We start from the raw sequence: 23,696 nt of genomic DNA, 5'->3' as shown, positions 1-23,696 counted from the left end.
TAGCGTATTAGTCATCATAAACTAATACGCTATCATTATATATAAATTCGTTTACCCTATCTGACAGCCGGGCTCAACCTCTTTTGATGGCTGAATAAGGGAAAGATTCCCCTCAGTATCTTCAACCGAAAGAATCATACCTTGCGATTCTATTCCTCTTAATTTTCGAGGTTCTAGATTAGCTATAAAGCACACTTGTTTTCCTACCAAGTCTTCAGGTTTATACCATGCTGCTATTCCTGATATAATCGTACGTTTACCCATACCATCATCAATAAGAAACTGAAGAAGTTTGTCTGCCTTAGGAACTTTAGTACACTCTAGTACTTTACCCACACGAAGATCTAGTTTAGCAAAATCATCAAATGTTACATTCGGCTTTTGTGGTGCAACCTTTATCTCTACACTTGCTTCGTTTGCTTTTTTAGTATCTAACAATTTCTGAACTTGCTTCTCTATCGTTTCATCTTCTATCTTGGCAAACAAAAGCTCAGATGAGTTCAATTGATGTCCTACTGGCAGTAAGTCCACCCTTCCCAGTTGATTCCACGAAAGATTATCCATATTTACAAATGTACGAATCTTTGCCGCACTAAATGGTAAGAATGGTTCGAAAGCAATAGCAAGATTAGCTGTAATCTGTAAAGCAATATTCAAAATTGTCTCTACTCTTGGCATATCTGTTTTAGCCACCTTCCAAGGTTCTGTATCAGCCAGATATTTATTTCCGATACGAGCCAGATTCATTGCTTCTTTTAGGGCATCACGGAAACGATATGCATCCAGATATGACTCAACAACAGCTTTAACATCCGTAAATTCCTTCAACGTTTCCTTATCATAATCTGTCAACTCATGAATTTGAGGAACTTTATTATCAAAGTATTTTTGAGTAAGGACCAATGCACGATTGATAAAGTTACCTAGTATAGCAACCAGTTCATTATTATTACGAGCCTGAAAATCTCTCCATGTAAAGTCATTATCTTTTGTCTCGGGAGCATTTGCAGTCAATACATAACGCAATACATCCTGCTGACCCGGAAAATCTACCAAATATTCATGCAACCAGACTGCCCAATTACGAGAAGTCGATATTTTATCTCCCTCTAAGTTAAGAAATTCATTGGCTGGCACATTCTCCGGAATAATAAATGATCCTTCTGCTTTAAGCATTGCAGGGAACACAATACAGTGGAATACAATATTATCTTTCCCTATGAAGTGAACTAATTTTGTATCTTCAGACTTCCACCATTTTTCCCATGTATCCGGTAATAACTCTTTCGTATTTGAAATGTAACCAATAGGAGCATCAAACCAAACATAAAGCACTTTTCCTTTTGCTTCTGGCAGCGGAACTGGTACACCCCAATCAAGATCGCGACTTACAGCACGAGGATGTAAGCCCATATCGAGCCACGACTTACACTGACCATAGACATTAGTCTTCCATTCTTTATGATCTTCTAGTATCCACTGACGAAGCCACCCTTCATGTTTATCTAAAGGAAGATACCAATGCTTCGTTTCTTTCATTATAGGGGTAGCTCCTGAAATAGTAGAACGAGGATTCTTCAAATCAGTTGGGTTCAGCGATGTCCCACACGATTCGCATTGGTCTCCGTAAGCATTCGGATTGCCACAATGAGGGCATTCTCCCATGATATAGCGATCGGCAAGAAACATTTGAGCTTCCTCATCATAATATTGCTCGCTGGTCTGCTCTTCAAACTCTCCTTTATTATAAAGATCTAGAAAGAAATCTGATGCCGTTTTCTTATGAATTTCTGAACTCGTACGAGAATAAATATCAAAGGTAATACCAAATTCTTCGAATGATTTCTTTATCAGGCTATGATATTTATCTACAATATCTTGAGGGGTTACTCCTTCTTTTTTTGCACGGATTGTAATTGGCACACCATGCTCGTCAGAGCCTCCGATATGTATAACATCTTCTCCTTTTAGTCTAAGATAGCGCACATATATATCTGCAGGCACATAAACACCTGCTAGGTGTCCTATATGAACAGGCCCATTAGCATAAGGAAGGGCAGATGTTACAAGGGTTCTATTAAACTTTTTGGTCATATGGTTAGTTTATTAGTTTTTTCGTGGCACAAAGATAGGAACTTAAGCTAGATTTATAAACAAGATAAATTATTTAGTTTTAATAAAATTAAACTCAAACGACAAAGAACAAGAATGGATGGTAATATTACCATCCATTCTTATTTTATTTAAGCTTTTCTATTCCCGTCATCAACCAACCGGCTCTGTTGCAACAATTTCAGCTGCAGAAGTATAATCTATTGCAAAATAAGCTGCAAGCAGAGTAAATATAACAAACACTACAATAGCAATGATGTAAGCATTCTTTTTCTTCTTAAGCCAGAAGAGAATAACTCCCAGTAACGATACAAAGGCTATTAATCCACATAGCCAAATAAGCAAATAAACTAGTGATGGTAACATAGCAATTAAATTTTTAAAGGTTCATACTGGACACTTTTCATATATAACAAATATAAACAAAAAAAGACTTAAAACAAAGCTATTTTTACATTTATATTACCTATTATCAATAGTTTAATTAGTAGATAACAGGCATTCTTATTTTATTCAGTCCTGAAGCAAACCTATACGTATAAACAGAATCAGCCTAGTGCTACTGAAGATCAATTCACATTTATCGAATTGTATCAAATCAGCAATTAATGTTAAAAAAACTTATTGCCATGTACTTTTTGCAGCCAATTTTCATCTAATAGATGTGTGATAATTCTAAAACACATGTTTATAGATAAAATATTAGTATAAATTATAAATAAAAAGACTATGAAACTTATTACAAAAACAACACTGGCTTTATTCATCATGAGTACATTATTTTCATTTGCTGCAGTAACAGCAAGTGCACAAAATAATAATAACCCTGAAAACGAATTAAAAGCGTTTCCTGCGGCAAAAGAAGGAATGGTTAGACATGTGATAATGCTAAAAAAACAAAAAGATGAATCTCTTTATCAAGTTGAAATTATTCCCGGAAAGGTAATGAATGTTGATTGTAACAATCACTCATTGATTAGTACTCTTGACCAAAAAGATCTTGAAGGATGGGGTTACAACTATTATGAATTCAACACTAAAGGTTTGACCAGGTCTACAATGATGATGTGCAACAAACCTAACACAGACAGATTTATCACAGGCGAAACTAAAATTATCAGATACAATAGTAAATTACCTATCGTAGTTTACGCTCCGGAAGGATATGAAATTAAATATCGCATATGGAAAGCTGATAAAAAAATGAAATCTGCAGACCAAAGATAACTAAAGCCACATATAAAAGTAAAGGCGGTTCGGTATATACCGAACTGCCTTATTTTTTGCTCTATTATTCAAACAACTGAGTCTGTGAGACAAAAAAATGAATATGTCTGAGTAGATTCTTGAAATATTCTTAACTTTGCGTTATAAATAAAAATCAGATTTATGTTGACGCTAAAAACAATTAGTGATAATCCGGAATTAGTAATAAAAAAACTAGCGAAAAAACATTTCGACGGAAAAGAAATTATTGAGAAAGTTTTAGAAATAGACCAACTCAGAAAAAAGACTCAAACAACACTCGATGCCAGCCTGGCTGAATCAAATACCTTATCAAAACATATTGGTCAATTGATGAAAGAGGGCAAAAAAGTTGAAGCTGAAGCCGCTAAAAGCAGAGTGGCTGAAATGAAGGGTGAAAATAAAATATTAGAAGATGCTTTACGTCAGGCTGAACAAGATTTGCAAGACCTTTTGGTTTTGATACCAAATCTACCGGCTGATGAAGTACCAGAAGGAAGAGTAGCTGAAGATAATGTTGTAGAAAAAACAGGAGGAATCACGCCTCAACTACCAGAAGATGCGCTTCCTCATTGGGATTTGGCTAAAAAATATGACCTGATTGACTTTGAATTAGGAGTTAAAATTTCCGGAGCAGGTTTTCCTGTTTATAAAGGAAAAGGAGCTCGTCTACAACGCGCTCTTATAAACTATTTTTTGGACAAGGCTCGTGATGCCGGATACTTAGAGGTACAACCCCCATATGTAGTTAATGCTGCGTCCGGATATGGAACAGGACAATTACCAGACAAAGAAGGCCAGATGTATCATGCTACTTTGGATGATCTTTATTTGATCCCAACAGCTGAAGTTCCTGTTACAAATATCTATAGAGATGTAATACTTGAAGAGAAAGAGCTTCCAATTAAAAACACTGCGTATTCTGCATGTTTCCGTAGAGAAGCCGGCTCTTATGGTAAAGATGTACGAGGATTGAACAGACTTCATCAATTTGACAAAGTAGAAATTGTAAGAATAGACAAGCCTGAACATTCTTATGAATCTTTAAAGGAAATGGTTGCTCATGTTCAATCTCTTGTTGACGAATTAGAGCTTCCATGGCGTATTCTCAGACTGTGTGGTGGCGATATGAGCTTCACTTCCGCCCTGACTTTCGACTTTGAAGTATTTTCTGCTGCTCAAAAAAGATGGCTTGAAGTAAGTTCTGTTTCTAACTTCGAAAGCTATCAGGCAAATCGTTTGAAATGTCGTTATAGAGACGAGAACAAAAAAATTCAGTTGGCTCACACATTGAATGGCAGTGCATTAGCTCTTCCTCGTATAGTGGCAGCTTTATTAGAAAACAATCAAACGCCGGAAGGAATACGAATACCTAAAGTTCTTATTCCATATACAGGATTCGAAATCATTAATTAAAGTGAAAAAAGACTATTTGAGAAAAAAATAGGCTTCGATATATTGCTAATATATTATTTTTGTGATAATTGTTCAAACTAGATAATTAGATAAAGATTATGAATAGAAAATTAATGGGAATCGGGTTAGCACTTGCCGCTATTATCGCTTTTGGTTCTTGTAAACCAAAACAAAGTGCATACAAATCGGTGTATGAATCAGCTAAAGAAAGAGAAATGGAAGAAACTGCTGATGTAACAACTTCAGTTTCTAAGCCTGCTACTACTCCGACTTATACAGCTAGTACATCTGAATCTGTAAGAAAAGAAAGAATTACTCCTGTATACGAAAGTGATGCTTCAGGACTAAAAGCTTACAGTGTTGTTGTTGCAGCTATGGCAATGAAACCAGGTGCAGAATCTTTGAAACAACGCTTTAACAATGATGGTCACAATGTAATTCTTGCTCGTAACGAACAAGGAATGTACCGCGTTATCATCGCCAGCTATGACTCTAAAGAACAAGCTGTAGCAAAGAAAAACGAGATTCTAGAAAATTACCTTTCAAACAGCGATGCTGCTACATTGAAAAGTAAATATGGAATTCCATTCAACGACTGGTGGATCCTACAAAGAGAATACTAATTTATATAATTCAGTATAAGTAAAAAGAGAGGATATATCCTCTCTTTTTTGTTTAGGGAGAAACAATCATTTTCCCTTTACCACCTATATAACTCAAATCAACTTTATTTATACTTTACTTAATGCCTGCTCTATATCGACCAATAAGTCATCTATATGTTCTGTTCCGATTGATAAACGCACTGTACTTTGTTTAATATCCTGCTCTGCTAATTGCTCTTCATTCAATTGGGAATGTGTTGTTGTAGCCGGATGAATCACTAACGATTTTACATCGGCAACATTTGCCAAAAGAGAGAATATCTGGAGACTATCTATAAAGCGATGAGCTTCTGCTTGTTCACCTTTTATTTCGAAGGTAAAGATAGATCCTGCTCCTTTAGGGAAGTATTTATCATACAGAGCATGTTCCGGATGATCAGACAAGACTGGGTGATTTACTTTCTCTACCTTTGGATGTTGTTGTAGATAATCTACAACTTTAAGAGCATTTTCTACATGTCTTTCAACTCTCAAAGAGAGAGTTTCCAATCCTTGCAACAGCAAGAAAGCATTGAATGGACTAATAGCGGCACCTGTATCACGAAGAAGAACAGCACGAATGCGTACTACATAAGCAGCTGGTCCGGCAGCATCTACAAAGCGAACACCATGATAGCTTGCTTCAGGCTCTGTCAATTGAGGAAATTTACCTGAGGCGACCCAGTCAAATTTACCAGAATCGACTATTACTCCTCCGAGTGAAGTCCCATGTCCTCCTATAAATTTCGTAGCAGAATGCACTACAATATCAGCACCATGTTCTATCGGACGAATCAGATAGGGTGTTCCAAATGTATTATCTATAATTAGAGGAATACGATGCTTATGAGCGATATCAGCTACAGCTTGTATATCTATTACATTCGAATTAGGATTACCTAAGGTCTCTATAAAAATAGCCTTCGTGTTACTCTGAATAGCAGCTTCAAAGTTTGCTAAATCAGATGGATCTACAAATGTAGTTGTTACACCATAAGCAGGCAATGTATTAGCTAATAGATTATATGTGCCTCCATAGATCGTTTTAGCCGAAACGATATGATCTCCTGCCCGTGTTATATTTTCAAATGCATATGTCAAAGCTGCTGCCCCGGATGCAACAGCCAATGCAGCTACTCCTCCTTCAAGAGCGGCAATTCTTTCTTCAAACACACCTTGCGTTTCATTAGTCAGACGTCCATAGATATTTCCGGCATCAGTTAAACCAAAACGAGCTGCCGCATGAGCCGAATCTCTAAATACATAAGATGACGTTTGATAGATAGGTACTGCTCTGGCACCAGTAGCCGGATCTGGCTGTTCTTGTCCTACATGAAGTTGTAATGTTTCGAAGTGTAATTTATTTCTATCCATGATTTCTTCCTTTTTAATACTATTTATTTTCCAACAAAATTAAGCATCAAAGAAATATCAAACAATAAATAAAATAAATACAGAAAATATTACTATTTTTACTCCAGTACATCATTAAGCATTCTAAGCGAAAGATAAAAATAACCCGTAAGCAGAATTTTATTCTATGGATACTTTAGACAAGATCGATTTGAAAATATTACGCATCATGCAAAACAACTCTAAACTAACTACAAAAGAGTTGGCTCAGCAAGTAAATCTATCCACAACTCCTGTCTTTGAACGATTGAAGCGGCTCGAATCGGAAGGATACATCAAGAAATATGTAGCCATATTGGATGCAGACAAGTTAAACTGTGGCTTCATTGTCTTTTGCAGTGTAAAACTCAAACGTGTAAACCGAGAGATTGCCAGCGATTTTATTCGTGTCATACAAGACATTCCTGAAGTATCGGAGTGCTATAACATCTCGGGAGAGTATGATTATTTACTTAAAATACATGCTCCTGACATGAAGTATTATCAAGCTTTTATACTGAATGTACTAGGAACTATCGATAGTCTGGGTTCACTTACCAGCACTTTTGTTATGGCCGAAGTTAAGCATAACTATGGCATTTCCATATAAACATAAAAAAGCGGAATTGTACACTAAGCAATTCCGCCTCACTAAATTATCTACCATAAGCTTATTCGTTAAGCCAAGCCTTGACTAAATCTAACATTTGAGAATGATAAGGGAAGTCCGGCTTCATTCCCCACCCATGTCCTCCAGAAGAAAAGATATGTAGAGAAGCAGAGATACCATATTTTTTTAATCCTTCATAATAAAAAACACTATTAAGCGGAGATACTACTTTATCATCATTACTTGCCATAATCAGTGCTTTAGGAGTAAATCTTGAAATATGATCAACAGACGAATAATACTCTACATCTTCTTGGTTGGGATTGTTTCCCAATAGTTTCTCACGAGAAGGCATATGTGTCAAATCATCGGACATGCTCACTACTGCATAGAAATACATAGTAAAATCCAATTTAGAGTCTGATTCCTCTCGAGTAGCCACTAAAGAAACAGCATGCCCTCCTATCGAAAAGCCTGCGGCTCCAATATTAGACTTATCAATATTCCATTCTCCCGATCTTGCTCTAACAGTTTTAACAGCCTCTCTTAAGTCTATTTCTGTAACTTCCTTTTCTCCATTTGGCAGTCGGTAATTCAACACAATACCAACGACACCTATCGAGTTAAGCCATTTAGCAAATTGATGTCCTTCATGTTCCAGATTGACATGATTAAATCCTCCACCACCTAAGATAATAACAGCCTTGGAAGAATGAAGCACATTATCACACAGATAAACGTACATTTCAGCCACCCGCCCCTCTACATCTTCATACAATGGAACTTTAATATAATCACTCATTTTTTATAAGTTTGAATTTATAGATTTCCACTCTGTGATAGGAGGAATTACAGCTAATTGAATCAGACTGTCTCGAAGGTCGCAAAGATGCTTATAACTCTGATCAAGTTCACGAGTTTCCTCTTCGGTACCTTTAACCTCCTTGTAAACAACACCATTTGTATCCAATGTTGTCTCCATTGCCATCATAACATGATCAAACTCTCCATTAGCGACATAACATCCTACAGGCCAATCGAATTTATCACCGCCCATTACGGCACGAATCATTTCTAAAGACAAATAAGCCGGACTTTGAAAAGAAGAACGCCCTCTTAATTCGATAATATGTTTACCTCCTTGAATCACGCGTTGTTTCAAAGCATTCCACTCTTCATGAGATAAAGCTTCTGTTCCAATCAAATCATTCAAAGGCTTTCCTTTTATTGTAGTGGTAGATGAAAATACTGCCATTTGTTCGCCATGCCCTCCATATGTTCTACAATTTACAACCTTATCCGGATGAATATCGAAATGTTTAGCAAGCTCATTTCTCAGCCTAGTGCTATCTAAAGCAGCAAGCGTAGTAACCTGAGTAGGTTTTAGACCTGAATACAATAATGTTAACAAACCTGTTATGTCGGCTGGATTGAAAATAACAACAACATGTTTTACATCCGGACAATAGTTCTTTATTTCTTTACCTAACTGAATTGCTATTTCGGCATTTCCCTTTAGTAGATCTTCACGAGTCATTCCTTCCTTACGGGCAGCTCCCCCTGAAGAGATAATATACTTACTTCCCGTTAAGGCTTCTTCAATATCGGATGTATAGGATATATTCAGCCCTGTAAATCCACACTGCAGAAGTTCTTCTGCTACCCCTTCCAATCCCTTAGCATAAGGATCGTAAAGACAAATATTGTCTGATAAATTCATTAAGATTGCAGACTGTGCCATGTTAGAACCAATCATCCCAGCAGCACCAATGATAGTTAGTTTTTCTGATGTAAGTTTTTGCATATTATGTGTATTTTATAGTCTTATAAATTTACAAAATATGTCATAGACCACACCGTTAAAAAACGTTATATTACGCTTTTAATTATAGATCAAGACAGACCTCATAATTCTTTAAACTTTTACTACCTTATCGAATCTATTATCTAAACAAACACTTACATCTGTAGTCACAAATTTGCCTTTATAAAACAAGCTAAATATAGTTGCTGGAGTTGGTGCATTCTGTGCAGCATTCATGGTTTCTAATTTTATTATTTTCAGTGGAATATTACGTGCTTTCGCAGTCTCCACTAAAGATTCTTGAACGCAGCCTTCTGTGAAAGGACAACGATTTGAGTAGTAAGCGACCAATCCTTCCTTTTCTTCACACTCACCACTTTTTACTGATTCCTTAAACTGAGGATTATGACTCTTCTCGTCAAACTTTAAGGCTAATAGACTAAAACCGTAAGGTAAAACATCTACACTTTTAAACCCTTGCCGAAGCAACCATTTAGTATCACTCATAAAATGGAATTTCTTTGTACCCACAACAGTTATCAGTCCTTTTTTATTCTGTTGTTTTGCATCATCTATAGCCGACTGAAGTAGAGCCTTTCCATAGCCTTTTCCTTTATATTGCCCCGATACCCAAAAACAGTTTATCACCAAATAATTATCAGCATCCACAGGAAGCCATGCTTTCTCAGCCTCTACATATTCTATAAACACTTTAGCTAGTGCATCAAGTCGTCGAAAGACATAGCCATTTTCAAACTCTTTCTTCAACCATTCTTTTTTCAACTCATATCCTGCTGCAGCATCCTTTGAGCTAAATGCACAGCAGATATGTTCGGTATCGATATTCGTTTTATCAAGTATTATAAACTGATTTTCCATAGTATCTTTTCTTTTGACCATTTATTATCTGATAAGTAAAAGTAACTTTTAAATATACCTTTTTAAATAATAATCCTTAAATTTATAAGTGGAATAAAATAGTAATTATGGAAACTTTTAATGAAATAATCAGTGGAGACAAACCTGTATTGGTTGACTTTTACGCAACATGGTGTGCTCCTTGCAAGGCAATGACTCCAATTATAGATAACATTGCAAGTGAGATAGATGGTAAGGCAAGAATATTAAAAATAGACATAGACAAAAATCAATCTGCAGCAGCAAACTACAAAGTACAAGCTGTACCTACTTTTATTATTTTCAATAAGGGAGAAATTGTATGGCGTCATGCCGGAGCAATAGATAAAGCTACTCTCTTACAACAATTAAGATATTTCATTAGCAAATGAATAGAAAAATACAGATTAAATATAGTTTAGTTCGCTCAAAAGCAGATAAAATACAAATGTTTATTTTTAAAGTCCCTTAATCCTCAGTTTCTCCTTATATTTGATCCTTCAATAACTTATTCACAATATCATGAGGAAATTATTAACATTTGCAATTTTATCTTTTCTGTCCATCGCCACTTTCGCACAAGAAAAGCCTTTATGGTTAAGATATCCGGTAATATCTCCCGATGGTTCAGAAATAGCTTTCTCCTATAAAGGGGATATTTTTAAGGTTCCAACAACAGGAGGAAAAGCAACACAACTAACATCGAATCCAGCTCACGACAGCTATCCTATATGGTCTCCCGATGGCAAAAGTATTGCTTTTGCTTCAAACCGGGAAGGTAGCTTTGATGTATATATTATACCTTCTAGCGGAGGAGCACCCAAAAGACTAACAACAAATTCGAGTGGTGAAATCCCGGTTGTTTTTAAAGATAATACTCATATCCTTTATTCTGCAAACATTATGCAGGATTATCTTGACAGCCAGTTCCCGTCAGGATTATTTCCTCAAGTATATGAAATAAATATAGAAGATGGACGCCCTACCCTATACTCATCTCTCACTATGGAAAACATATCAATAGATCGTAGTGGAAAAAAACTCTTATATCACGATAAAAAAGGATATGAAGATCCTTGGAGAAAACATCATCAATCGTCTATAACCAGAGACATCTGGCTATATGATACGACTGACAAGAATGATGGATATAAAAAACTGACTTCGTTTCGTGGAGAAGACAGAAATCCGGTATGGACTACAGACAACAAAGGTTTCTATTACTTAAGTGAAAAAGATGGATCGTTCAATGTTTATAAGAGAGATCTGGATATTGATAATAGTAAGCAACTGACCAACTTCAAAAATCATCCGGTACGTTTTCTCAGCAGTAGTAATAATGGCCTTTTATGTTTTTCGTATGATGGGGAAATTTATACTATGGCTAACGAAATTTCACCTAAAAAAGTCGATATAGAGATTATAGCAGACAATATTGAAGCCGAAAAGAAAAGAATAAACTTTACAAGTGGAGCTGGTGAGATGTCCGTTTCTAAAAATGGGAAAGATGTGGTATTTATTATTCGTGGCGATGTATTTGTTGCTTCAGTAGAATATGGAACCACCCGTAGAATAACAAACACTCCAGAACAAGAACGTAGTGTATCTTTCAGTCCCGATGGCAGAAGTATATTGTATACTTCGGAACGCAATGGTATATGGAATATATATCAAACTTCGCTAGTCAGAGAAGATGATAAATCTTTTATATACGCTCATGAGTTCAAAGAAGAACAATTGACAGACTCAAAAATCCCATCATTTCAACCTATATTTTCTCCTGATGGTAAAGAAGTCGCTTATTTAGAGGATAGAACTACGTTAAAAGTGTTAAACCTAAAAAGTAAGAACATACGTACTGTACTAGATGGTAAATTCAATTATTCTTATGCTGATGGTGATCAATGGTTTCAATGGTCTCCGGATAGTAAATGGCTAGTAACTAAATACATCGGAATAGGTGGTTGGAACAATGTCGACGTCGCTCTAATAAAAGCTGATGGTAGTGGAGAAGTAACAAATCTGACAGAGAGTGGTTACTCCGATTCTGGTGCTAGATTTGTACAAGACGGGAAAGCTATGTTATGGTTTTCGGACAGAGCTGGTTATCGCAGTCATGGAAGTTGGGGTTCATATTCAGATGCATATCTAATGTTTTTCGACCGTGAGGCTTATGATAAATTCAACATGAACAAAGAAGAAGCCGCTTTGTATGAAGAAATAGAGAAAGACAAAAAGAACAAAGAAGAAGACAAAAAGAAGGAAGAGGATAAAGAAAAAAAGGATAAGAAAGGTGACAAAAAAGACGATAAAAAAGAAATAGAGCCTCTTAAATTTGACTTAGAGAACAGAAAAGACCTGATTGTCCGCCTAACACCAAACTCATCTTCACTAGCTGATGCTTATTTAAATAAAAAAGGAGATAAGCTATATTATCTAACACGTTTCGAAAAAGGCTATGACCTTTGGTTATATGATATCAAAGAAAAATCTTCAAAGATATTAGCTAAAAATGCAGGTGCTAGTAGAATTCAGACTGATAGTTTAGAAAAAAACATTCTTCTATTAAGTGGTGGTCAAATTAAGAAAATCGATATGACTAGTGGAGCTGTGAAACCAATCAGCATTAAAGCTGAATTTGATTATCAGCCTGCAAAAGAGAGAGAATATATTTATGAACACGTATGGAAGCAAGTGAATGACAAATTCTATGTAACTGATCTACATGGTATAGACTGGGCTATGTATCACAGAGAATATGCTCGTTTTCTTCCTCATATAAACAACAACTTTGATTTTGTCGAAATGCTTTCAGAGCTATTAGGTGAACTAAATGGATCGCATACCGGAGCCAGATATGGCACTTCTGGATCTTCTACACCTACTGCCTATCTAGGAGCATTTTATGATGAATCTTATCAAGGAGATGGCCTGAAAATTAAAGAGATATTGAAACTAGGCCCTCTTACAACAGCAGGTTCTACAATCAAAGAGGGAAGTATTATTACAAAAATAGATGGAGAGAAGATAGAAAAAGGAAAAGATTATTTTCCTCTGTTAGCCGGAAAATCAAACAAAAAAGTATTGCTCACCTTTAAAGCATCAGAGTCTGCAAAAGAAGAAGAGTTATGGGTGAAAGCCATATCTATGGGACAGCAAAATGAACTATTATACAAACGCTGGGTAGAACAAAAACGAGCTTTGGTCGACAAACTATCGAATGGTCGTATAGGCTATGTACATGTAAGAGGAATGGACAGTAATAGCTTCCGTGAAGTATATGCTGAATTATTAGGTCGTTGCAGAAATAAAGATGCAGTTGTTGTAGATACCCGCCACAATGGAGGAGGTTGGTTACACGATGACCTGGCTACATTATTAAGCGGGAAAGAATACCAACGTTTTGAACCAAGAGGTCAATATATAGGAAGTGATCCTTACAATAAGTGGCTGAAACCATCAATAGTTCTCACCTGCGAAAACAACTACTCGAATGCACATGGCTTCCCTTGGTTATACAAAGAATTAGGAATTGGGAAGCTGGTAGGGACACCCGTTCCCGGTACTATGACTGCTGTATGGTGGGAGTCTCAGATAGATCCTAGTATTGTATTTGGAATTCCTCAGGTTGCAGTAAAAGATATGAGAGGAAACTATCTAGAAAATCAAGAATTATTCCCTGATATAGAAATATACAACACCCCTAAATCTATGTTGGAAGGAAAAGACTTGCAATTGGAAAAAGCTGTCGAGGTTTTGATGAAGAAATAAAATAATCAAAAGAAGAGGTCTACTAAAGTAAAATAGAGGTATCTTACACAGACACCTCTATTTCTTCAAACAATCTTTATTTATACCTATTACTTAAGGTATTCTGCTAATGCAGCTCTTGCTTCGATCAACATACATGCACTTGCCTGCGCTGTTAATTGAGACTCGCCTACCGGAATTTCATTCCATGCTGGACCAAACAGATAAACTTCAGTGAAGCATCCTTTTGTCCATACAGAAGTTGCATTATTTTTCAAGAAAGAGATAAACTTAGTCTTATATGCTTCGTTTAAGTTTTCCTCTTGTATTAATTTATAGAAATATCTGATAAATATACCTTTGAAAAGGGCATTATCTCCTGTTCCTTCATTACGTAGAATATTGTTGCTAGTATCTATCAATTTAGATATAGTAAAATTACTAGCTTTTTGAGCATCATTTAGATAAGCCTCATCACCAGTTATTTTGTACAACTCTACTGCAGCTCCTACAAATGTACCTTGATTATAAGTAAGATTAACATCATTTATCGCATCCGTACGTCCATCTATATTATCATAGATAGCACCAGTACCTCTTTCAAACAACATATTCTTTTCCCACTCATAAATTTTCAAAGCCCACTCTTTATAAGCTTCATCTTTTGTTATATTATAAAGTCTTGCTGCCATAATACTAGCCGGTCCGTTCGAACATGCATTTTTGCTATATGGCTCACTCTTTCTCCAGGCAACACCACCACCAGCATATTCCTCATTCCAACCTTTAGCAATATCAGCCCATACTTCTTTTGCTGCTGTCAGATATTTTTCGTCATTTGTTGCATTATAGAGACGTAAGAAAGTTAAGCCATTCCATTCCATATCGTCATAGAACTCATTAAAATAGCTTCCTCCATTTTTCACTTTGATACCGGCAAACCACTTGTCAAAATAGGCACTATATTTACTGTCTTTTGTACGTTCAAAAGCATCAACCAATACATCCATAGCATGCGCATTTGGCCAGTATTGGAATCCTTCATCATAACCATTGCTGCCATAGTTAAAGTATCCGGCTTCATTCCAAAAATCTTTTATAAGAGCATCTGTTGCAAGGTTGGCTGCTTCATCCCAGTTTGTTTCTTGTCCTTCATCGTATATATATACATCTTCGTAATTGTCACAAGAGAAGAGACATATACTCAATATAGTTAATAATAATATTTTTCTCATAAAACTATAGTTTATTGCAGCTATCCAGATATTCAAATATCTGAATAGCTGCATTTAATTAAAATTTAACTTCGTGACGATATTGGCTATTTCCTTGTAGATAGATTGTAATAGTAGTTTCTTTACCATCTACCTCAGCCACAAATTTCCATTTATTATCCCATTGTGATACAGTAGGAGCTAATTTCATAAAGAAGTAGTCTTCTGTTCCTGTAGGACGGCTGTCCAAGCCCGAAATTGTTGGACCCCATTGCACTGTTTGAGCTTTTCCTGAGCCATCGATAGTTTCCATTTGGAATTTGTAACGTTCGTCTCTACCCCAGCTTTCTTGTTTAAAGGTTACTTTACCTTTACCTTCCCAAACACCTTTACCTTTATAAGATAGATCCCATAAAACTTTATTGTCTGGGCTGAAGAATAATCCCATAGAAGTGATCTCTGTACAAGAGATAGTTGCCACATTAAAGTCTAAGTTAACTCTATAAACGCCTGTTTTCTTAGGAGTAATAGCACCTTCTGTTCCAGCTTCTGCTTCAAGTAATCTAACTCCATTTTCGGAATAGAATATTCTTGCATTATCAGCTTTTCTATCAATAAAATAGTATGTTTTTCCTGCTTCTAATTTTGTATATACTTCAAACTCTCCTGCTGCTGCTAACTTAAGAGGTAGAGCTTCGCCCAAGTTAGTTCCTGTTTCTGTAGCTTCTCCTGTAATGAATACTTCATCCGGAATTTCAGCAAAACCTTCTAGCGTAGTAACTGTTAATGAACGTTTTTCTTCAGCCATCATTTGATTAAGACCTCTTGAAGAGACAACTGTCCAAATCAATTCTCCAGTTTCACCTATTCCTATTCCTGCTTTTGTAGCAATAGAATTTAATGTTTTATGCGAAATAGTTGCAGCATTTACATAACCTCCATTATCTGCCACTACTCTGTATACCGGATTAGAAAAATCGCCTCCAGCTTTATCAAAAATCACTTCATAAAGAGCAGAACCACTATCTTCTACTTTCACTGCTTCCCATTCGAAATAGAGAGAAGCTGTTGCAGAACTAATAAGTTTTACACTTCTGTTATCTGATGGCTCATATAATTTTTTTACTGCTGTTACTTGAGCATCCGAATAGTTCATATCGTCAGTTCCACACGAAACCAAACTCAATGAAACAATAAGAATAAGGCTTAAAAATTTATATATTGTTTTCATAATTCATTTACTTGTTTTTATTAGTATAAAATATATTAGTTAGCGTAACCCGGATTGTTTGGCTTCAAATTCGGATTTAAGTCAATTTGAGATTGAGGAACAGCCCACAGGTAGTCTCTGTCATTAAACTGTCTCTTATCAAGACGTATGTGAGATGTATTATTATTAGCAAACTTAGCCCCATAAACATATCCGTCTAGGTACTCTTTTCCTGCTTTCCAACGAACTATATCATAATATCTCAATCCTTCCAAAGCTAGTTCGCTTCTTCTTTCGTTACGAATCAATTTCCTCATTGCATCTGGAGAAAGTGTTGGATATTGCAATGCTTTAGAAGCTGTAAATCCGGCTCTTTCTCTGATAGGTTTAATTGTTTGATCCCAAACTGTTTTATTAAACTCTCCTTTTTCAAACTTAGCCTCTGCATACATTAATAGGATGTCTGCATAACGGAACATTATTATATTCAATCCTGCTCCAAAAGTAGAGGTAGCATCCATATCATAGTATTTTTTACAATAGTATCCTGTCGATGTAGAGTTAGAGCTTGCACTTACATACTCATCTACATTAGTTTCGCCCTCAGGAGTAGATTTCGGTTGAATATATACGACCTTGTCTTTACCATCAAAATGAGTCCATGTACCTCCGTGATATACAACTGTTGCTGCCATACGAGGATCACGATCTTTGTAAGGACTTTGAACTGAAGCAGGATTGTAAGTTGAGCCGTCTAACATTATATAATTATCGATAAGACTTTGAAGTGGAGCAAGGGCATTTAAACGTGCACCTGCTGACAGTGGAGCCATGTCGTAAAATTTACTCCATGTTTTTAAGGATGGTACATATCCATAATCCAGAATCACTTCTTTATTATATTCATTCTTAGCTAAAAATAATCCAGCATAGTCTTCAAACAATCCATAAGATCCAAACTCAGATGAATTGTTCATGATATTTTCACAATAAGTGATAACCTTATCCCAATTTCCTTCATATAAATAAGCTCTGGCTTGTAATGCGGAAGCCGCCGCTTTAGTTATACGCCCATTATCATCAGCTGAAAGCTTCGATTTATTAGGAAGGATGTTCATGATTTCATCTAATTCTGCATGAATGAATGATAAAATCTCAGCCTTAGGCGTTCTAGAGATTGTTTTAGACTCTTCTAATGTTATATCCTTTGTAAAGAATGGAACATCGCCATAGAAATTCACCAATCGGAAATATAAGAAAGCCCTGATAAAACGAATCTCGGCTTTTCTTTGCTCTCTTAAGCTTTCATCCATGTCAGGAACAAGATCTACAAATTCTAAAAAGATATGACTAGTCTTAATTCCTTCATAAGCCCATTTCCATTCGCTTGCAAATATACCTAAAGAAGGTTCTGCTGTACCATTTCGTATAGTTCTCTGAGCTGTATTAGATCTTCCTTCGAATACATTGTCACTCAGAGCTTCGTCGTTCCACATTTTATCTGCCGAATACATTTGGTTATAAGCCATGTTTACAATTTGCTCGGCATTGCTTACAGATTGCCAGAATGTAGCATCTGTATATTCATTTGTTGGTACTGGATCCATATCATTACAGCTATGCAATAATAAGGATGCTACACAACATAATAGAATACTCTTTATATTTATTTTTTTCATATTAACTACTTTCTTTTAGAATTGAATTTCAAGTCCTAAACCATAATATTTTAACATTGGATAATTTCTTGCACTGTTGGCATTACCCGACATATTAGAGTTAAACTCAGAGCTTTCCGGATCAACAAAAGAGTTTTTACTTAATGTGAATAGATTTTCTGCATTTACATAAAAATGAACTCTTTCCATACCTACTTTTTTGGTTATAGTAGATGGCAATGTATAACCTACTTGAATATTTCTCAAACGAAGATATTTCCCATCGAACAGGTATAGATCAGAACTCTTTTGATAATTATTCTGAGTAGAGGTAGCTCCAGCAGCTGTTAATCTTGGCCAAGTTGAGTTGGTGTTGGTAGGAGTCCAATAGTCTAATTGATGTTTATAGATTACATAAGAATAATTTTCGTGAAAAGGTTCAACTAATTCTCCTCGAATCATCATATCTCTCTTCCCTACACCTTGCCAAAACATTCCGAAAGTGAAACCTTTATATTCTACATCATAGTTGAATGCAAAAGTGTACCTAGGGAAAGCATTTCCTAACACATAACGGTCCTTTGAATCAATTACTCCATCTCCATTTCTATCAATATATTTAATGTCTCCTGGTTTTAAATCAGATGCAGATGTACCTACTGGCAGAGCCGATGTTTCAATTTCTTCTACACTTTGGAAATATCCTTCTTTTTTAAAACCATAATATACATTAAGAGGTAAACCTACTCTAATTATTTTACTAATATTATCACTTGTAGAAATCTGTTCATTTCCAATAAACTTAGTTACTTTGTTCCAACTATCTCCAACATTCAGCATAAAATTATGTTTGAAAGCTCCTGTCTTGAGATAATAATTAGCTGTAATTTCCCAACCTTGATTTCTCATTTCTACTGCATTAGCATCACTCAATTCTGTTCCAAATGCAGTTGGCGTTTCCGGTTTAATAAGGATATCTTTTGTTGTTTTATAGAAATAATCTAAATTAACAGTTAATGCATTCTTTAAAAATGCAGCATCTAGACCAATATTTAGCACATGAGATGATTCCCATTTCAAGTCTTTATTTCCATAAGTAAATCCTGCTCCAGAAACACCTTTATTATTAAATCCGTAGGCATTAGTCGCAACAGAATATCTTGTCAGATATTGATACGGTGCAATCCCCTGATTTCCAAGAACGCCATAAGATCCTCTGACTTTCAAGTCTCCAATATTATTCCTGTATTTTTCCATAAAAGATTCTTCTGACATACGCCAACCTAATGATGCAGAAGGATAGAAAGCCCATCTATTCTCTTTAGGAAACACTGAAGATCCATCATATCTGAAACTAAACTCAGCATAATACTTATCTGCAAAATCATAACCTGCACGTCCGAGAATCGAAGTCAAACTTCTTTCTTCTGTTCCTTGAGGCGACACTCTGCTTCCATTTTCATCAATTTCTGTATCTGTAGTAGGAGTGCCTAAAATAGGATCTGTATATTTAAGTTTAATTTCATTATTTCTACTAGTCTTTGACTCATTTGTTGCGCCTATTAATCCATATACTCGATGATTACCAAAGCTTTTATTATAATCCAATAATAACTGATAATTTAGTAGGTATGCCTTATAATTATAGTCTTCTGTATTTCTTTCTGCATTTACATAAACTAAAGGTTTTATAGCATCTGCATTTGCATATAAAGGGACTTGTTTTCTTCTAATAAAACGATGATCCGAATAAATATCAGCCCCAACGACTCCACGTAATGTCAAGCCATCAAGTATTTTAAAGTCTACATTTAAATTAACATTAACATAGTCATTATCGTGCTTGGTATAACCTCCATCTCTCAACTCTCCTAATGGATTTTGATCTGTAATAACATCATTAACTAGATATTTTCCATTATCAGCCTGCATCTTATAATAATAGTAAGGAGGAATACGAGTAGAGTTAATAATAGCACTTCCTGCAGTGCTTGAAGTATTATTATTTCTCGTATATGCTAAAATAGAAGAAAATTTAAATCTACCGTACTCTGTAGTAATATTAGATCTCAAGTTGTATCTTGTTATTCCATAATTTCCAACAAAGTTACTTTCTTGATCAAAAAATGCTCCAGAAAACATATAAGTAGTATTATTACTACCTCCAGATACATTGATATTATAATTTTGTTGAACTGCTGTTTCTAATATTTGATGTATATGCCATGATTCTTCGCTTCTATGATTGTATAAGTCCCTAATTTGTTCTGGTGTAAACTGAGGGTTAGAGCCTACATTCGTTAAAGCTAGATTCTTCAAGGTTGCATTTTGATATCCATCAACAGCCTCAAAAAGGACATTCGGGTCTTGAAGTCCAACTTGCGTATTTACACGAACAGTTGGTCCTTGATTTTTCTGTCCTTTCTTTGTAGTAACAAGAATTACCCCATTAGCTGACCTTGATCCATAAATTGCAGCAGTACCTGCATCTTTCAATACTGATACATTTTCTATATCAGAAGGATTGAGTTTATTTAAACTACTAAACTCAGTAACTAATCCATCAATAACTAAAAGAGGCTCATTTTTGTTCATTGTAGAGATTCCTCGAATATTGACATTTATATCATTTGAGTTTGGATCCATGCTACGTTGTTGTATCATTAAACTAGGAGATGCACCTTGCAAAGCCTGAGACACATTAGCTACAGGACGTTTTTCTATCGCCTGAGATCTAATTTGGTCTACTGCACCAACTGCTTTTTTACGAGTTGTTGTACCATAACCAATCACAATAACTTCATCCAGTAACTCTGTTTTTTCATTTAGAATTACATTGATTTCTGTCGACGCTCCAACCTGAACTTCATATTTTTCAAATCCAATATAAGTAATTTCTAGAACATCACTTGGCGAACAAGATATAGTAAACTTTCCGTCTATATCCGTCATTGTTCTGTTAGTGGAACCTTTTACTGCCACACTTACTCCTATTAATGGTTCTCCGCTAGGATCAGTCACTACACCTGTGACTTCTTTATTAACAGGGGCTTGATGGAGATTCCCAAGATTTCTTTCTGCTTTTGCAGTTGCCAGATTTGCACCTCCTAATAGAAGGAAGCATAATATCAAGCTGGCAAAAACTGTCTTGTGCTTTTCTCTAATCATACCATAAATTAATTTTAATGTTATTTGTTTTATTAAATGTTTCTTATAGCCTATTTATGAGACTAATTCGGTTTAATGATTTTTACATGGTTTTTCTTTTTATCTGATATTCATTCTTTTGTTATAACTTCTATATTTTCACCTTTTAATATTTGATCGTGAGAAATGAAGAAACCATTTAAAGGTTTCCCGTCATAAAGTATCTTATCTAACTTTCTACTATTATTAGTTTTAACTACTCTAAACTCTTTATCATTAAGCCTTAGAGTAACAGTGTCAAATAGAGGGACACTTACTAAATATTCAGGATCAGCCGGAGAGAATGTATATAGACCTATAGCATTGAGTACATACCATGATGACATTTCGCCTGCGTCATCCATTCCACATAAAGCCAAGTCATATTTACCCATTCCATAAAAATGATTCATACAACTATCTAGCATTACCTGTGATTTCTCTGGTTTATCTATAAAATAATAAAGGTGTGGAAAGTTATGATCTGGTTGATTTCCATGGCAATATTGACCTATAAAGCCTGACATATTATGAGCTTCATATCCCCTCCAAGGAATAGTAAAAAGAGAATCTAATTTCGATTCAAAATTTTCTTTTGACCCAAAGAGTTCTATCAAACCTTGAGGATCATGAGGAGCAAAGAATGTAGATTGCCAAGCATTAGCCTCACGATACATATATTCGTAAAATGGAACTTGTGGGTCAAAGTCTTTTATCCATTCGCCATTCTCTAATTTTCCTCTCATATGTCCAGTCGAAGGGTCAAATACATTTTTATAATTTGATGTTCGTTTCATCAACTTCTCATAATTTGTATTATCTCCCAATTCTTTTGCGAGAAGAGCTACAGCATAATCATCGTAGGCATACTCTTGAGTCTTAGTTACTGCAGCATTTGCAACTGTTTCTAATTTAGGATTTTTCAGATCTTGCTCAGGTACATAGCCAAGTTCAATATATTTAAGAATATGAGGTCTGCTTGGATTTTCCTCCATTGCATTTTTCAAGATCAATTTATAGGCTTTTTGTACATCAAAATCACGTAATCCTCTTAAATAAGATCCAGTAATGAAAGTTGAAGCATGATCGCCGTGGAAGAAAGTAGGCATAAATCCTTTTTTCTCTCCTTTATCTACCAATGAGTTGATAACATCAGTAGCTACCTTTGGAGACAACATTCCTAGTAGAATCAATTTGTTACGATAGTCATCCCAAAACGAAGGATTTGTATAATAATGAAACCCGTTGTTTACATTCTTACCATTAATATCAGTGTATTCTTGATCTACATCGCTTCGCAAAGCCGGCCATAAGAAAGAACGATAAAGAGAAGAATAGAAAATCTTTTGTTGTTTTTCGGTCCCTCCTGATATTTTTATTTTACTAAGCAAAGCCTCCCATGTATCACTAGCATCTTGTCTTACTTGATCAAATGATTTTTCAGAAATCTCTTTTTCATAGTTTTCTTTCGCCTTATCAACACTTACAAAAGAGAAACCTATCTTCAATTCTAAAGGCGTATTATTCTGATTTTCAAAAGAGAGTTCAGACAACACTTTCTCCCCATTATTGATAGAATCCAGTTTTGAAATCTTATGATTTGAAGTTGCATAAAAATATAATTTCTCGCTATTCTGTTGATAACCGGCAAAAGTATTGTCATCTATTTTATCAATTTTATAATCTATAACTCTTTCGTTCGAAGAGCTAATATCAACAAGTAATTTCTTTGCGTTAGATTCTCCATCATATGTATATCTATGGAAAGCACATCTTAATGTAGATGTTAATTCTGCATTTATAGCATATTTTTCTAAATAGACTTGATAGTAACCAGGAGAAGCAGACTCATTACTATGATTGAATGGAGAATAGTACTCTTTGTGATTAATCTTACCAGACACTGGAAGTATAGGTAAATGGCACAGATTCCAATGTCCTTTATTAGTATGAGAAAAGCCATATATAATTGAATCTTCATATTGATAACCAGCTCCACTTCTAAACTCAGTCATTGGACTCACCTGCACCATAGCGTTAGGTAATGATGTTCCGGGGAAAACTTCAGCACCCCAAGTACGACGAGTAGGTGTATAGCCCAGATCGACACTATCCCATAAAGTGGCTGTCCCTAAAAATGGATTAACATAATCAACTAATCTTCCCGCAATAGCATCCGAATTATCGGTTGTAGATACAGAACAACTAGAGATTAGCATTATAGAGGCTAGAATTCCCCATAGAATGTTTCTTTTCATGATCGTATGTTTTTTAGATTTAATGATTAAATTTTAGTTATAATCTTTTGTCATGTATATCTCCCACATAATATAACTGTCTCCCCAAAAATCCTTACAGATTAATACTTCTTATAAAATAAGATTCTAAACAATAAAAGTTAGACTTCTTTTTTATCACAAAACAACTCCCTTTTATGAAGAGCTAGCAAATGTATCATTCTAAGAAATATGATACCACAGCCAACAAATAGTTGTTATCACAGTGGCGGGAATATTTAATTCTTTGGCACATTTATTAACCAGAACAATAGCTACGAG

17 protein-coding genes are annotated in these 23,696 nt (G+C 35.3%); 6 read left to right on the top strand and 11 right to left on the bottom strand.

The features are described from left to right. Window positions 1-51 precede the first annotated feature (51 nt). Window positions 52-2,094, bottom strand: coding sequence for a methionine--tRNA ligase (gene metG / locus DHU68_RS12170; protein WP_108823274.1), 2,043 nt, complete (start codon window positions 2,092-2,094; stop codon window positions 52-54). 171 nt (window positions 2,095-2,265) lie between these two features. Continuing rightward, window positions 2,266-2,478: a hypothetical protein gene (locus DHU68_RS12165; RefSeq protein ID WP_108823273.1), complete on the bottom strand. Its 213-nt coding sequence runs from the start codon at window positions 2,476-2,478 to the stop codon at window positions 2,266-2,268. Between the two features lie 363 nt (window positions 2,479-2,841). Between DHU68_RS12165 and eco the strand changes: the two genes are divergently transcribed. The 3 genes from eco to DHU68_RS12150 all read left to right on the top strand — a co-directional run bounded on the left by eco (window position 2,842) and on the right by DHU68_RS12150 (window position 5,396). Then, window positions 2,842-3,339: a serine protease inhibitor ecotin gene (gene eco / locus DHU68_RS12160; protein WP_108823272.1), complete on the top strand. Its 498-nt coding sequence runs from the start codon at window positions 2,842-2,844 to the stop codon at window positions 3,337-3,339. Window positions 3,340-3,501: 162 nt separating this feature from the next. Next, window positions 3,502-4,773: a serine--tRNA ligase gene (serS, locus tag DHU68_RS12155; RefSeq protein ID WP_108823271.1), complete on the top strand. Its 1,272-nt coding sequence runs from the start codon at window positions 3,502-3,504 to the stop codon at window positions 4,771-4,773. 98 nt (window positions 4,774-4,871) lie between these two features. Next, the gene (locus DHU68_RS12150; protein ID WP_108823270.1) at window positions 4,872-5,396 is read left to right on the top strand and encodes an SPOR domain-containing protein; all 525 of its coding nucleotides are present in this window, start codon (window positions 4,872-4,874) and stop codon (window positions 5,394-5,396) included. Window positions 5,397-5,504: 108 nt separating this feature from the next. Here DHU68_RS12150 and DHU68_RS12145 read toward each other — a convergent pair whose 3' ends face one another. Then, entirely contained in the window at window positions 5,505-6,791 is a 1,287-nt protein-coding gene (locus DHU68_RS12145) for an O-acetylhomoserine aminocarboxypropyltransferase/cysteine synthase family protein (RefSeq protein ID WP_108823269.1), read from the bottom strand. A 166-nt stretch (window positions 6,792-6,957) separates the two neighbouring features. On the opposite strand from DHU68_RS12145, the gene DHU68_RS12140 reads away from it, so the two are divergent. Continuing rightward, window positions 6,958-7,419, top strand: coding sequence for an Lrp/AsnC family transcriptional regulator (locus DHU68_RS12140; protein WP_108823268.1), 462 nt, complete (start codon window positions 6,958-6,960; stop codon window positions 7,417-7,419). A 61-nt stretch (window positions 7,420-7,480) separates the two neighbouring features. Here DHU68_RS12140 and DHU68_RS12135 read toward each other — a convergent pair whose 3' ends face one another. The 3 genes from DHU68_RS12135 to DHU68_RS12125 all read right to left on the bottom strand — a co-directional run bounded on the left by DHU68_RS12135 (window position 7,481) and on the right by DHU68_RS12125 (window position 10,102). Further along, window positions 7,481-8,221: an alpha/beta hydrolase gene (locus tag DHU68_RS12135; RefSeq protein ID WP_108823267.1), complete on the bottom strand. Its 741-nt coding sequence runs from the start codon at window positions 8,219-8,221 to the stop codon at window positions 7,481-7,483. Between the two features lie 3 nt (window positions 8,222-8,224). Next, complete coding sequence (locus DHU68_RS12130; protein ID WP_108823266.1) at window positions 8,225-9,223, bottom strand: malate dehydrogenase; 999 nt, start codon at window positions 9,221-9,223, stop codon at window positions 8,225-8,227. A 111-nt stretch (window positions 9,224-9,334) separates the two neighbouring features. Beyond that, window positions 9,335-10,102: a GNAT family N-acetyltransferase gene (locus DHU68_RS12125; protein WP_108823347.1), complete on the bottom strand. Its 768-nt coding sequence runs from the start codon at window positions 10,100-10,102 to the stop codon at window positions 9,335-9,337. A gap of 107 nt (window positions 10,103-10,209) precedes the next feature. Here DHU68_RS12125 and trxA point away from each other — a divergent pair, with 107 nt between their 5' ends. Together trxA and DHU68_RS12115 are read left to right on the top strand one after the other, a co-directional pair. Further along, window positions 10,210-10,512: a thioredoxin gene (trxA, locus tag DHU68_RS12120; RefSeq protein ID WP_108823265.1), complete on the top strand. Its 303-nt coding sequence runs from the start codon at window positions 10,210-10,212 to the stop codon at window positions 10,510-10,512. A 130-nt stretch (window positions 10,513-10,642) separates the two neighbouring features. Then, the gene (locus tag DHU68_RS12115) at window positions 10,643-13,891 is read left to right on the top strand and encodes a S41 family peptidase (protein WP_108823264.1); all 3,249 of its coding nucleotides are present in this window, start codon (window positions 10,643-10,645) and stop codon (window positions 13,889-13,891) included. An 89-nt stretch (window positions 13,892-13,980) separates the two neighbouring features. Here the strand turns inward: DHU68_RS12115 and DHU68_RS12110 are convergent, their stop codons facing one another. The 5 genes from DHU68_RS12110 to DHU68_RS12090 all read right to left on the bottom strand — a co-directional run bounded on the left by DHU68_RS12110 (window position 13,981) and on the right by DHU68_RS12090 (window position 23,396). Continuing rightward, window positions 13,981-15,105, bottom strand: a complete 1,125-nt coding sequence (locus DHU68_RS12110; RefSeq protein WP_108823346.1) for a glycoside hydrolase family 76 protein — start codon at window positions 15,103-15,105, stop codon at window positions 13,981-13,983. A 58-nt stretch (window positions 15,106-15,163) separates the two neighbouring features. After that, the gene (locus DHU68_RS12105; RefSeq protein WP_108823263.1) at window positions 15,164-16,315 is read right to left on the bottom strand and encodes a SusE domain-containing protein; all 1,152 of its coding nucleotides are present in this window, start codon (window positions 16,313-16,315) and stop codon (window positions 15,164-15,166) included. A gap of 35 nt (window positions 16,316-16,350) precedes the next feature. Next, entirely contained in the window at window positions 16,351-17,973 is a 1,623-nt protein-coding gene (locus DHU68_RS12100; protein WP_108823262.1) for a RagB/SusD family nutrient uptake outer membrane protein, read from the bottom strand. 15 nt (window positions 17,974-17,988) lie between these two features. Next, on the bottom strand, window positions 17,989-21,120 hold the full coding sequence (locus tag DHU68_RS12095) for a TonB-dependent receptor (protein WP_108823261.1): 3,132 nt from the start codon (window positions 21,118-21,120) through the stop codon (window positions 17,989-17,991). A gap of 110 nt (window positions 21,121-21,230) precedes the next feature. Further along, window positions 21,231-23,396, bottom strand: coding sequence for a GH92 family glycosyl hydrolase (locus DHU68_RS12090; RefSeq protein WP_108823260.1), 2,166 nt, complete (start codon window positions 23,394-23,396; stop codon window positions 21,231-21,233). Window positions 23,397-23,696 lie beyond the last annotated feature (300 nt).

Source organism: Dysgonomonas sp. Marseille-P4361 (genome assembly GCF_900343125.1).
Taxonomy (GTDB): Bacteria; Bacteroidota; Bacteroidia; order Bacteroidales; family Dysgonomonadaceae; genus Dysgonomonas.
Note: the sequence above shows the minus strand (reverse complement) of the source record. Positions and strands in the feature narration are given on the sequence as shown.